The 12,994-nt window shown below is 72.2% G+C and carries 9 protein-coding genes; 4 read left to right on the forward strand and 5 right to left on the reverse strand.

Going from position 1 to position 12,994, the window contains the following annotated elements; translation table 11 throughout:
* Positions 1-150: 150 nt before the first annotated feature.
* The 4 genes from ACFYY8_RS07175 to ACFYY8_RS07190 all read right to left on the reverse strand — a co-directional run bounded on the left by ACFYY8_RS07175 (position 151) and on the right by ACFYY8_RS07190 (position 5,649).
* Entirely contained in the window at positions 151-1,797 is a 1,647-nt protein-coding gene (locus ACFYY8_RS07175) for a DNA repair helicase XPB (protein ID WP_390038070.1), read from the reverse strand.
* Between the two features lie 120 nt (positions 1,798-1,917).
* Positions 1,918-2,535 (reverse strand): hypothetical protein, encoded by a 618-nt coding sequence (locus tag ACFYY8_RS07180; protein ID WP_390038072.1) that lies wholly within the window; start codon positions 2,533-2,535, stop codon positions 1,918-1,920.
* 70 nt (positions 2,536-2,605) lie between these two features.
* Positions 2,606-4,987: a helicase-associated domain-containing protein gene (locus ACFYY8_RS07185; RefSeq protein WP_390038074.1), complete on the reverse strand. Its 2,382-nt coding sequence runs from the start codon at positions 4,985-4,987 to the stop codon at positions 2,606-2,608.
* Positions 4,988-5,019: 32 nt separating this feature from the next.
* Entirely contained in the window at positions 5,020-5,649 is a 630-nt protein-coding gene (locus tag ACFYY8_RS07190; protein WP_390038076.1) for a TetR/AcrR family transcriptional regulator, read from the reverse strand.
* Positions 5,650-5,910: 261 nt separating this feature from the next.
* Here ACFYY8_RS07190 and ACFYY8_RS07195 point away from each other — a divergent pair, with 261 nt between their 5' ends.
* Entirely contained in the window at positions 5,911-6,540 is a 630-nt protein-coding gene (locus ACFYY8_RS07195) for an HAD family hydrolase (RefSeq protein ID WP_390038078.1), read from the forward strand.
* Positions 6,541-6,630: 90 nt separating this feature from the next.
* Entirely contained in the window at positions 6,631-7,029 is a 399-nt protein-coding gene (locus ACFYY8_RS07200) for a cold-shock protein (protein ID WP_362917559.1), read from the forward strand.
* 95 nt (positions 7,030-7,124) lie between these two features.
* Here ACFYY8_RS07200 and ACFYY8_RS07205 read toward each other — a convergent pair whose 3' ends face one another.
* Positions 7,125-8,753: an MFS transporter gene (locus ACFYY8_RS07205; protein ID WP_390038080.1), complete on the reverse strand. Its 1,629-nt coding sequence runs from the start codon at positions 8,751-8,753 to the stop codon at positions 7,125-7,127.
* Between the two features lie 268 nt (positions 8,754-9,021).
* On the opposite strand from ACFYY8_RS07205, the gene ACFYY8_RS07210 reads away from it, so the two are divergent.
* A complete protein-coding gene (locus ACFYY8_RS07210) occupies positions 9,022-9,837 on the forward strand; it encodes a DUF3027 domain-containing protein (RefSeq protein WP_352014309.1) in 816 nt (271 codons plus the stop codon).
* A gap of 88 nt (positions 9,838-9,925) precedes the next feature.
* Positions 9,926-12,985, forward strand: coding sequence for a sacsin N-terminal ATP-binding-like domain-containing protein (locus ACFYY8_RS07215; RefSeq protein ID WP_390038082.1), 3,060 nt, complete (start codon positions 9,926-9,928; stop codon positions 12,983-12,985).
* Positions 12,986-12,994: the final 9 nt, after the last annotated feature.

Here is a 12,994-nt window from a genome sequence, read left to right on the forward strand (position 1 = left end):
AAAAAGGCGGGAAAATCCAGTGACGCGCACAGATCATGAGGGTATGTCGCCAGTGGCCGTCGAGGCCTAGCGAGGGGGTGGTCGCTTTGGAGAAAGCCTGCGGAATCTCGTGGACCTGACACGAACGACGGCGTGTTCGCCATGGGAACGCTAGTCGTCAGCGAGCACGTCGTCAGCGTCGATGATCTGGTAGGCGTATCCCTGCTCAGCCAGGAAACGCTGCCGGTGCGCGGCGAAGTCCTGGTCCACCGTGTCACGGCTGACCACGGAGTAGAACCGCGCCCCGCCACCGTCGGCCTTCGGGCGCAGCACCCGGCCAAGCCGCTGGGCCTCCTCCTGCCGTGACCCGAAGGTTCCCGACACCTGTACGGCCACCGCCGCCTCGGGCAGGTCGATGGAGAAGTTCGCCACCTTGGAGACGACCAGCACCTGGATCTCCCGGTCGCGGAACGCCTGGAACAGCCGCTCCCGCTCCTTGACCTTGGTCTCCCCCTTGATCACCGGAGCGCCCAGGTGCTCGCCGAGCTCGTCGAGCTGGTCGATGTACTGACCGATGATCAGCACCTGCTCGTCGGGATGGCGCCGGACGAGCGCCTCGGTCACCCGGGTCTTCGACGGGGTGGTCGCGCAGAACCGGTAGCGCTCCTCGGCCTCGGCCATCGCGTACGCGAGCCGTTCCTCGTCGCTCAGGGTGACCCGCACCTCGACGCAGTCGGCCGGGGCGATCCAGCCCTGGTTCTCCATCTCCTTCCACGGCGCGTCATAGCGCTTGGGGCCGATCAGGGAGAACACGTCGCCCTCCCTGCCGTCCTCGCGCACGAGCGTCGCGGTCAGCCCGACCCGCCGCCTGGCCTGCAGATCCGCGGTCATCCGGAAGATCGGGGCGGGCAGCAGGTGAACCTCGTCGTAGACGACCAGACCCCAGTCGCGGGCGTCGAACAACTCCAGATGGCGGTAGACCCCCTGCCTGCGGGTCGTCATCACCTGGTAGGTGGCGATGGTGACCGGGCGGATCTCCTTCTTCGTCCCGGTGTACTCGCCGATCTCGTCCTCGGTCAGCGAGGTCCTCCTGATCAGCTCCTGCTTCCACTGGTGGGCCGAGACGGTGTTGGTCACCAGGATCAGCGTCGTCGCCTTCGCGTGGGCCATCGCCGCCGCGCCGACGATCGTCTTGCCCGCGCCACAGGGAAGCACGACCACGCCGGAACCGCCGTGCCAGAACGCCTGCGCGGCCTCCCGCTGGTAGTCGCGAAGCAGCCAGCCTTCCTCCCGCAGCGTGATCGGGTGGTGCTCGCCGTCCACGTATCCGGCGAGGTCCTCGGCGGGCCAGCCCAGCTTGAGCAGGTGCTGCTTGATGTTGCCGCGCTCACTCGGGTGGACCGCGACGGCGTTGGCGTCGATGCGCTCGCCGAGCAGCGGCTGGATCTTCCTTGAGCGCAGGACCTCCTCAAGGACGGCCCTGTCGGTGCTGGTCAGGACGAGCCCGTGGACGGGGTGCTTGTCGAGCCTGAGCCTGCCGTATCTCGCCATGGTCTCGGCGATGTCCACCAGCAGGGCGTGCGGCACCGGGTAGCGGCTGTAGCCGATCAGCGCGTCGACCACCTGCTCGGCGTCGTGCCCGGCCGCCCGCGCGTTCCACAGCGCCAGCGGGGTCACCCGGTAGGTGTGCACGTGCTCGGGGGCGCGTTCGAGCTCGGCGAACGGCGCGATCGCCTTGCGGCACTCGTCGGCCCTGTCGTGGTCGACCTCGAGCAGCAGGGTCTTGTCCGACTGGACGATCAGCGGTCCGTCACTCACGGCTTCTCCCTCGTTGTACGGCGGGCGAGCCCATGGTCGCACTCACCCGGGGAACTCGCCCACCGCCTCCCCGACCTCGTATGTCCAACGGCGCCGAGACCCAGGACAATCCCGGAGGGTTCAGTCGAAGGCGCCGTTCACTCCGGCGAGGATGATGGCGCCGACCCCCAGGACGACCAGCCCGACGTTGATGCCGATGCTGATCCAGGTCCATTTGAGCAGCCCCTTCGCCCCCTGGGGGTCGCGCTCGACCTTGCCCAGCGCGACACCGGCCAGGACGGCCCCGGTGACGCCGCCGATGCTGACGTAGCAGGTCAGGCCCATGAGGATGCCGACGACCAGCGCGATGATCGCGTGCGTCCTGACGCCGTCGACGTTCTGCGGGGGACCCGGGTAGGGACCGGGGCCGTAGGCCGGGGGGTACTGCCCGTACGGCGACTCGCCGTAACCCTGGACGGGGCCGTAGCCGGGCTGCCCGTAACCCTGCGCGTAGCCCTGCCCGTAATCCTGGTCGTAGCCGGGCTGCCGGCCGTAGCCCTGATCGTAGGAGGGCTGCTGCTGACCCGACCCCTGGCTCGGCTGGGTGTTCTGCAGACCGTACGCGGGGGGCTGGCCGTAGGCGGGAGGCTGGTTGTACGCGGGGGCGTCGTAGCCGGGGGTCTGCCCGGGGCCGGTGCTGTAGGGACTCTTCCAGTCGTCGGGGTTCGCGCTGGGGCCTTCGGGGGGACCACTGCTCACGGGAGCCTCTCACTTCCTTCTTTCGTGCACCAACGATCCCACCGTAGGGGAAACCCGGAAATCCGGGCGCTCACTCGACGTCGGTGATCCCGGTGATGCCGGTGATGCGGTGCAGGGCGAAGCGGTGCACCGCCGCCCGGGTCTCGTCGTAGGCGGTGAGGTAGCCCCCCTCCATCCGGGCGGGTTCAAGGATCCTGCTGGTCGCGTTGCCCTGGGAGTCGAGATAGCCGATCCAGACCTGGGACCCCTGCCGGATGGCCTCACGCAGGGCGTTGATCGTCGCGGTCGCCGGAGAGCGCGGGACCTGCCCGGCCGGGGCGTCGACGGGCGCCCTGCGGGCCAGGTGCGCCGCGTCACCCGCCCTGACCGCCCGTACGGCCGCCGCGACGACCTCGGCCTCCGGGCCGGTGAACGTGACGACCTGACGCGGGAGGGGCTGCCCCTCGGTCCTGCGGACGTCGAGCTGCGCGATGATCACGTCACCGTCGAGGGACTCGGCGGCCGGGGCGTATCCCATCGCGCGCAGCGAGTCGACCAGCGTCCCCCGCGAGGTCTTGGAGGCGATCACGGTGGGGGCGAGCCTGCGCAGCCGCAGCGGGACGGCCCGTCGATCGGCCATCACCTCGTCGAGCAGGGAGGAGTCGTCACACCTGATGTACGCGCCGGCCGTACCGACACGCATGCGGCCGTGCCTGCGGGCCACGTCCGTGACCAGGTAACTCAGGGGCTGCGGCACCGGCGTCGTCGAGTGGCGCTCCAGCATGGACAGCATCTCGTCGGCGCCCTGCCCGGCGTCGAGAGCCCGTCTGATGGACTGCTCGCAGAACCGGTAGACCGTCGCGCCGCCGGTCGACTCGACGTCGGCGGCCAGCGCCAGCCAGCGCCTCAGGTCACCGGTGAGAGGGCCGGGCGCCACGGCGGTCAGGTCGGCCTGCAGGAGCACGTGGTCGAGCGGCTCGGGCAGCAACGGCGCCAGGGCCAGGGCGACCGCCCCGGAACGGCCGCCGCAGGACAGCAGGGCACGGCCGTGGCCCGCGATCGCGCCGAGGCCGGTCACCCCGATCTGCTCCGCCTCCCGCAGCGTGAACTCGACCAGCTGGTCGCGCCTGCCGCCACGACGGCGCGGCTGCTCCCACGTCAGGCGCCCGAGCACCGACTCAAGACCGGGCGCGACCCCGGGGCCCGCGGCGGCGAGCAGGCCGAGCGTGGTCGCGCGCACCTCGGGGGCCGAGGAACGCCGCAGGTCGGGGTGGAGGGCGTTGAGCAGCCGGTCACGCTCGTCACGCTCGCCGATCACCCCGGGAACCCGGTCGGTGGACAGCCAGCCGGACGCCAGCGCCACCCAGCGGTCCTCGGTGCTCTTGATCCGCCAGGCGTCGTAGAGCGGAGTCGGCAGCCAGTCACCGTCGACCGAGCCGCTCGCGGCGATCAGCCCGACCGTGTGGGCCACCTCGATGACCAGCCCCGTCGCCCACTCGGGCAGGTCGAGCAGGCCGGAGGTCCGCTTCAGGTCGCGTACGGCCAGCCCCCCGCCGCGTAGCACGCCGGGCGGGTCGGCGCTCCAGCGCTCGCACAGTTCCTCGACCGCCCGCACGAAGGTGAAGGCCTGCCCCGCCGCGGTGCGGTCGACCAGCTCCTGGTCACGGCCTGTGCCGTCGAGCGGGGGCGGGACGGGCGAGAGGTCACGGTGTATCCGGCCGCCGCGCAGGAACAGGCCCACCTCGCGGGGCAGGGTGACGCTCTCGTCGCCGGTGGCGGCCAGCAGCGCGCGGGAGAGCAGCTCCTCGATCGGGGAGTGGGCGCTCGCGGCGCGCACCTGCCTGCGGGCGTTGGGCACCCGGCCGCTCGGCGGCCCCCAGGCCAGCTCGTTGAGCGCGGACCTGGCCTGCGGCGAGACGCCCTCGACGAGCCGCGCGACGACCTCACGGTCACCGAGCAGCTCGGCCAGGGCCTGCCTGGTGTCGCCGCTCTCACCGCCGGCGTCCCGGATCAGCTCGGCCAGCCGCTCCGCGGGGTGGTGCCTGAACGCCTCGACCGCGGGCGGACCGAGCCCGGCGGGCGTCTCCAGGATCTCCCGCACCCCGGGGGCGGGCACCAGGGCGTTCTGCGGGCCGTACACCAGGGCGAGGGTCCGCAGCCGCTCGACCGTCTCCTTCAGGGCGGCCCGCAGCGCCGTGGCGGTGACCCCCTCGGGCAGCGCGCGGGCCATTTGCTCGCGCAGCGCCCGCTGGTCGGCAGGGGAGGGCAGCACGACGAGCGTCTCGACGACCGAGAGCGTGAACCGGTCGAGCCGGTCGAGCACGCGCCCGACGGCGGAGGGACTGCTCGCCCGCCCGGCCAGGCCCTCGACGTGGGCGGGGACCGGGGTGATGAGTTCGGGGCGCACCGTGACCAGCGCCCGCAGCTGCTCGTCGCTCCGGTCGCGCAGCCACTCGGTGAACTCCGTGCTCATTCCGTCAATGGTAGGAGCCCTGACCGACAAAGCTAGGTTTGGGAAAGTTCGGGTTCACGTGGACATCCTTGGGCCACGGGCAGCAGGCCGAGTGCGAGGGACACCCAGGAGGTGACGAAACGCTCGCGTTCCGTCCGGCCGGGGGGTTCGCCGACGGTCTCCTCGAAGAGAAGACAGTGGACGAGGGAGCCGCCGAGCACCGCGCCGACGGAGGACCGGTCGAGGCCGGCCCCGGCGTACTCGGGCTGGGCGCACAGCCAGGAGCCGATCGCGTCGAACATCGGCTGCAGCAGCCTCGCCCGCACGACCTCGACCAGCTCGGGGAAGTGCCCGAGGTCGCGGAAGAAGACGCGGACCAGCTCGTCCTCCTCCCGGATCACGGCCAGCCCGGCCTCGCACAGGCCCGTCAGCCGTTCCGCTACGGGGGCCGCGGGGTCGGCGGCGCCCATCGCGGCGACCCTGGCCTCGACCCGCACGGCACGTTCGTTCACCGAGGCGGCCAGCACCTCGTACTTGGACCTGAAGTGCCGGTAGAGCCCGCCCGCGCCGGGGGACAGCCCCGCGGCTGACTCGATCTCGGCCACCGAGGTCGCCGCGTAGCCTCGCTCAGCGAACAGGCGCAGGGCCTCTTCGAGGATGCGCTCACGCGTCGATCTGGTCATCTCTGTGCAGACACCTCCACCGCGACCCTATCCAGCGAAAATACGAAGTGCGGGTTCTCCGGGCGGGGATTTGGCATCCTGCCGGAAGCGCCGCCCGGAGGACTCCATAGGGTCTTCCCGCGAGGGCCTTCGGCAGGAGAAGGCCCTTTGGTGAGAGCTCTCACGAGAGCTTCTTGAGGGCCCTGCGGAGGCTTTGTGGAGGCTCCGCGGGGTTTTCGTGGAGGTTTCACGGGGGTTTTCGCGAGCGGAGGAAGGAAGGGCGTGGGCGGGGAGATGGACGCGGTCGGGTTCGACCTGGACATGACACTGGCCGACACACGCGCGGGCATCGCCGCGGTCTACGACGAACTGGCGCTGCGCGTCGGGGTGCCCATCGACAGCGCCGCCGTGGTCTCCAGACTCGGGCCGCCCCTGGAGTGGGAACTGGCCAACTGGCTGCCCGCCGAACGCATCCCCGAGGCCGTCGCGCTCTACCGGGCGCTCTACCCCTCGATCGCCGTCCCGGTGACCACCCCGATGCCCGGAGCCGCCCAGGCCGTCGAGGCCGTACGGCGCGCGGGCGGCAGGGTCATCGTGGTGACGGGCAAGAACCTCCCGGACGCCCGGCGGACGGTCAGAGCCCTGGGACTCGACGTCGACGAGGTCGCCGGATCGGTCTTCGGCCCCGCGAAGGGGCCCGCGCTGGTGGCCTTCGGCGCCGCCGCCTACGTGGGGGACCACGTGGCCGACGTAGAGGCGGCGAAGGCAGGCGGGGCGTTCAGCGTCGGGGTCGCGACCGGACACCATCCGGCGGAGGAACTACGCGGCCACGGAGCGGATGTGGTGCTCGCCGATCTGACCGAGTTCGCCGAGTGGTACGACGGTTGGCGCAGCCCAACCGTATTCGTGTAATTCAGGGCTGAATACACGGTCGCTCCCAGGCCGCGCTGGGCATAACCTACATCCATTCCTTTTCACGACAGTCTGAACGAGGTCACCCCTGTGCCGAGTGGCAAGGTCAAGTGGTACGACGCCGACAAGGGTTTCGGCTTCCTCACCCGCGACGACGGCGGTGAGGTGTTCGTGCATTCTTCCGCGCTCCCCGGTGGCGTGGAATCCCTCAAGCCGGGACAGAAGGTCGAGTTCGGCGTGGCCGAGGGACGCCGTGGACAGCAGGCGCTCTCGGTGCGTGTGATCGACCAGCCCCCGACTCTCGCCAAGACCGCCAAGCCCAAGGGCAAGCGCAAGAAGCCCGACGAGATGGTGGTCATCGTGGAAGACCTGATCAAACTGCTGGACTCGGTGTCGATGTCCTACCAGAAGGGCAAGCACCCCGAGGCCGTGCACGCGAAGAAGATCGCCGCGGTGCTGCGCGCCGTGGCCGACGACCTGGAGGACTGACCGCCTCCCGCTGACCTGCCTCCGCCCATCTCTCCCCGCGTGAGAACCGCTTCTCCCGCGTGTGGAGAGGCGGGCGGCGGTCCGTCCGGCGCGGGTCAGCCGTGCGGGTTGGTCAGCGGTTTGGTCCGCCTGTCCGGCGGAGGGGCGTCGCGCCGGACGACGGTGGTCGTCGTGTGGCCTGAGCCGTTCCCCGCAGTGGGAGCCGGTCGCTCCTCCGGTCGCCGTTCGGCGCGTTCCTCGGGGTCGTTCTCGGGCTCCTGTTCAGGGCGGGGCCGGGTCGCCCTGGCCGCCTCGACCCTGGCGTCCCGGGCGTCCACCCTCCTGCGGCGCCGTACGAGGAGCCAGCCCAGCGAGCCGGCGAGCACGACGGCCATCACGGTCAGCCCGGCCGAGCCGTCGGTGAACAGCGACAGCAGCAGTCCGACCAGGCCGCCGCCCACCCAGGAGACCTGGAGGAACGCCTCGACCACTCCGAAGGTGGACGAACGCACCTCCTCACCGATCTCCCGCTGCACGATCGCGTCGAGCGCCAGCTTGCCGAGCCCCTGGGCGAACGCGGCGACCAGCGCCACGGCGACCGCGGCCCACAGGGTGAAGAAGACGGCCGCCACGATCGTGGTCACCAGTGAGAGCGCCAGCGTGAGCAGCACGATCACCTGTGGGGAGCGTCCGCGCGTCCACGAGGCGACGGCCGTACCCGTCAGACCCCCGACGCCCGCCGCCACGGCCAGCAGGCCGATCGTGACCGGAGGGGCGAGCCCCGGCAGGTTCCTGTCCTGCACCAGGAAGAGCAGATAGAACAGCAGGAACCCCGAGTAGAGACGGACGGCCACGTTGGCCGCCATCGCCTCGGTCACCACCGGCCCGACGTTCAGCAGCGTGCGCCAGCGGGCGGGCCGCTCCTGACCCTCCTCATCGGTGTCCCCGTCGAGCACGTCGAGGTCGGGGGAGTCGACGTGCCGCGGCAGCCGTACGGCCAGCACGCCCAGCAGCAGGAAGAGGACCAGGGCGGCGCGCAACGTCCACTCGGCGCCGAGCCAGGCGCTGACACCCGCACCGACCGGCACCGCCACACCCGCCGTGATCAGGGCGAACAGGGCGACCCTCGCGTTGGCCGTGACCAGCGCGATGTCGGCGGGCAGCACGTTCGGCATGATCGCCGCCCGGGAGACGCTGTAGGCCTTCGACAACACCAGCACGGCCAGCGCCGCCGGGAAGATCGTGAACACGTCACCGGGGACGATCGCCGCGGCCATCGCGAAACAGAGCAGGCCCCGGCCGAACAGGGTGCCCGCCATCACGAAGCGCCTGCCCGAGCGGAACCGGTCGAGGACCGGCCCGACGAACGGCGCGACCACCACGAAGGGGATCATCGTGATCAGTAGGTAGAGGGCGACCTGCCCCCTGGCCTCGTTGACCGGCAGTTTGAACAGGGTCCCGGCCAGGGCGGCGGTGACCAGCGCGTCACCGGCGCTCTCCAGCGCGGTCAGCTCGATCAGCTGGCCGAGCCCGGTACGGCCCGCGCCCTGGGCGTGGGTCAACCGCCGGGAGGCCGCGCCGACCCGCCGGGTCCCGCTCGCCGCCCCCCGCCCGGCGCGGACGGTCATCCGGCCCGCCCCCCGGCCCGCGCGCGCCGTCGCCCGGCCGGCGCCCACCGCGGAGCGTCCGATCCGGCGGGAGACGTCGCCTGCCGTCCTGCGTGCTTGTTCCCAACCACCTGCCACGCATCCAGTCTTACCCATAGGGCGGATGGGATGTATGTGGCGGTCCGTCCTATCTAAGCCTTGAATGGTCAGTGAACAACGGGACAGGTTGCCGGTCGAGGGGAGAGCGCGTTACGGTCCGTTGGCGGCGACCCGGCGCGACCCCGCCCGGGGCCGGTGAAGGTGCTGTTCGCTCCGGGCATGGGTGAGAATGAACTGTGAGTCAGCGTAGCGAGCTAGGCAGTGGGGACAGCGGCCGTCAGGTCGCGAGGCCTGCGGAGGAGGACTCGTGACCCGTCCGAGAACCCGTGCCGTCGTCGTCGACGAGGCCTGCGCCGCCGCGGTCGACCTGGCCCGCTCCGCGATCGAGGAGAACGTCAGACCGGAGGAGATCGGCGACCATCTCGGCGTCGAACCCGAGGGTGACCGCGTCGTCACGCACTACTTCACCTGCCTCGACCGTGCCTACCGGGGGTGGCGCTGGGCCGTCACCGTCGTCAGGGCCTCCAGGGCGCGCAAGGTGACGGTCAGTGAGGTCGTGCTGCTGCCCGGCACCGGAGCGCTGCTGCCGCCGGAGTGGGTGCCGTGGAGCGAACGGCTGCTCCCCGGCGATCTCGGCGTCGGCGACCTGCTGCCGACCTCCGCGGACGACGTACGCCTCGCGCCCGGCTTCACCCAGACCGAGGACGACGTCGACCGTCAGATGATCTTCGAGTACGGCCTCGGCAGGGCCAGGGTGCTCTCCCCCACGGGCAGGGACCGCGCCGTGCGCCGCTGGCACTCGGGTGAGTCGGGGCCGCACACCCCGCTCGCGCACGCCGCGCCCGCCCAGTGCTCGACCTGCGGCTTCTACTGGCCGCTCGCCGGTGCGCTGGGCATCGGTTTCGGGGCGTGCACCAACGAGTACGCCCCCGACGACGGCCGTGTCGTCGCCGCCGACCACGGCTGCGGCGCGCACTCCGAGGCCGCCGTGCTTCCGCACCAGGTCGAGCCGACGTCGCCGATCCTCGACGACCTCGCCTACGACATCGCAGAGGAGTCCTCGGAGACGGACCTCGCCGGCTCCGTGGACGACACCGCCGCCGAGCCGCTGGGTCACTCCTGATCCGACGTCATCACAGGCACGCCGGAAGACCCCGGCGTGCCCCGATGCGACGTGACCTGTGGGGCCCCCGACCTTTGGACTCATCGCTGTGACTGACATCTTCGGCACCGACCGAATGCGCTCCGCCGTACTCGCGGCCTGGACCGCCTCGCCCGCGAGGTTCCGCGAGGACGCCAACGCGGAGGAGGACTTCGCGCTCGGCGGTTACCGGGACCGGCTGATCGTCGAGCTCGCCCAGAACGCCGCCGACGCGGCGCTGCGCGCCGGGGTGCCCGGACGGCTGCGCCTCTCACTGCGCGAGGGAGTGCTCTCGGCCGCCAACACCGGTGCCCCGGTCGACGCCGCCGGGATCGAGAGCCTGTCCACGCTGCGCGTCTCCAACAAGCGTGACGACTCCGGCGCCGCCGGGCGGTTCGGCGTCGGTTTCGCGGCCGTGGTCTCCGTCTGCGACGAGCCGGTGATCGGCTCACTCGGCTCCGGCGTCGTGCGCTGGTCCCGTGACCAGACCGCCGTGCTCGTGGCCGCGGAGGTCGCCCTCTCCAAGGAGTTCGCCGAGCGCGGCGGGCACGTGCCGCTGCTGCGCCTGCCCTTCCCCGCGGGGCCGATCGAGGTGCCCGGCGGCTTCGACACCCTCGTCCGGCTGCCGCTGCGCGACAAGACCGCCGTCGACGCCGTGCGCCGCATGCTCCAGGAGACCAGCGCCGCGCTGCTGCTCGGCCTGCCCGCCCTTGAGTCCATCGAGATCGACCTTGAGGGCGAGACGCGGACGATCCTGCCCGACGGCTGGAAGGTGGTCTCCGCCTCGGGACGGTTCTCCCCCGAGGAGGCCGCGGAACTGTTCGCCGACCGGCCGACCGAGGAGCGGGCCAGGCCGTACTGGCTGGTCCGCTGGGCGGTTCCGGTCGTCGGCACGGCGACGGGGCAGGAGGAGCCCAGGCCGCTGCCCGCCCGGGTGCCGCCCGTCGTGCACGCGCCGACGCCGAGCGACGAGCCGCTCGACCTGCCCGCGCTGCTGATCGCCTCGTTCCCGATGGCCACCGACCGGCGGCACGTGGCCATGGGGCCGCTGACGGACTTCCTGGTCGAGCGCGCCGCCGACGCCTACGTCGAACTGCTGTCCGGCCTCGCCCGTACCTCCAAGCTGCTCGACCTCGTCCCCGGTCTGATGGGCAAGGGCGAGCTGGACGCCCACATCCGCAGGGCCATCCTGCGCAGGCTGCCCGACGCCGCGCTGCTGCCCGCCCTCTCTCCGCCCGCCGACGCGGAGAACCAGCAGGACGCGGGTGAGGAGTGGATCGTGACCGGGCGGCAGGCGTCCGTGGTCTCCGCCCCCGGCGAGCTGCTGCGCAAGGTCGCCCCCATGGTCCCCGGCCTGCTGCCCGCTGGATGGCCGTCCAGGCACCCGGCGATCACCTCCCTCGGGGTACGGCGGGTCGAGCTGGCCGACGTGGTGGACATGCTGTCCGGCGACGTCGTCGCCGACCGGGAGCCGTCCTGGTGGCGGTCGCTGTACGAGGTCCTGCCCGCCGACGACCCCGAGGCGCTCGGCGCGCTGCCGGTGCCGCTGGCCGACGGCCGCCTGGTCAGGGGGCCGCGCGGCACGCTGCTGCTGACCGAGGGTTCCTCCCTCGACCCGGCCGTGCTCGCCCCCCTCGGGCTGCGCGTCGTCCACCCGGACGCCGCCCACCCGCTGCTGCTGCGCCTCGGCGCCGCCGAGGCCACGCCGAGGACGGTCCTTGAGGACCCGCTGACCCGTACGGCCGTCGCCGAGTCCCTGGACAGCGCGGACGCCGAGCCGGTCGCCCAGGCGGTGCTCGCCCTGGTCGACGCGGCCGGGCTGGTCGCCGGTGAGGCCCCCTGGCTGTCCAACCTGGCGCTGCGCGGCACCGACGGCGAGCTGTACCCCGCCGGTGAGCTGCTGCTGGCCGACGGCTCGCTGGCCGGGCTGCTCGACCAGGAGACCCACTTCGGCACGGCCGCCCCCGAACTCGTCGACCGGTACGGCCCGCGGGTCCTGGCCGCGGCCGGAGTGCTCGACGGCTTCGCCGTGGTCAACGACACCGACGTGATGATCGATCCCGACGACTGCGACCACGACCTGGACCGTGAGGACGAGTGGCTCGAAGCCGTGCTCGACCTGCTGCCCGAGGTGGACGTGCCGCCGGTCGCCAGGGAGTTCTCCGCGGTCCGCGACCTGGAGTACGTCGCCGACTGGCCCTCCGCGCTGGCCCTGCTGTCCCGCCCGCCGCTGCGCGCCGTACTGAACCCGCTGCGGCTGCTGGTCGCCGGCGAGGTCGTCGAGGTGCCGTCCTACACGGCGTGGTGGCTGTCCACCCACCCGGTCCTCGGCGGGCGCCGTCCCACCCAGCTGCGGCTGCCCAACGCCGACCCGCTGCTGTTCGGCCTGTACGGCGACGCCCCGGCGGTGGTGGACGAGGCGGCGCTGTCCATGATCGGCGTCCGGACGACCCTGACCGACCTGCTGGCCTCGCACGGCGGTCCCGACGAGCTGCTCGAACTGCTCGGCGACCCCTCCGTCGAGGTGGACCGGGTCCAGCTCCGTGCCCTGTGGGTGGCGCTGGCGGGGGTCGACCCGGTTCGCGTCGCCCCGCCTCGGGCGGTGCGGGCCGTACTGGACGGGGAGATCGTCGTCGCCGACGTCGAGGACGGTCACCTGCTGTCGTCCGGATCCGGATCGGATACGGCGGCGGGGGAGCCGGTGGTCGTCGAGGCGCCCGACCTGCTGCCCCTGGTGGCCGACCGGCCGTTGGTGCTGGCGCCGTTCGACCTGGCCGAGGCGCTGTCCGAGCTGCTCGACCTGCCGCTGGCCGGGGAGGAGGCCGCCGGGGAGGTGACCTCGGAGGGCGCGGTCCGCGAGGTGCCCGCCGCCGTGCGGTCACTGCTGCCCACCGCGCCGACGACCTACATGGAGCACGAGAAGCTGCTCGTGGACGGGGTCGCCGCCACCTGGCGCTTCCACGAGGGCACCGTGCACGCCTCGGGGGTCGAGGGCCTGGCACGCGGGCTGGCGTGGGCGTCCGGCCAGTGGGGTGACCGGCTCGCGGTGGCGGCCCTGCTCCGCGACCCGGCCGCGGTCCCGCTGCTGCTGGCCGAGGCCGACCTCGACAGCTGGACCGCCTCGACCTGACCCTTTTCC

The organism is Streptosporangium sp. NPDC001559, from assembly GCF_042893955.1.
GTDB lineage: Bacteria > Actinomycetota > Actinomycetes > Streptosporangiales > Streptosporangiaceae > Streptosporangium.

What these genes read in the sequence shown, in the direction of transcription:
- ACFYY8_RS07185 (WP_390038074.1), bottom strand. Translation starts at nt 4,987, where the DNA reads ATGAGCACGGAGTTCACCGAGTGGCTGCGCGACCGGAGCGACGAGCAG.
- ACFYY8_RS07190 (WP_390038076.1), bottom strand. Translation starts at nt 5,649, where the DNA reads ATGACCAGATCGACGCGTGAGCGCATCCTCGAAGAGGCCCTGCGCCTG.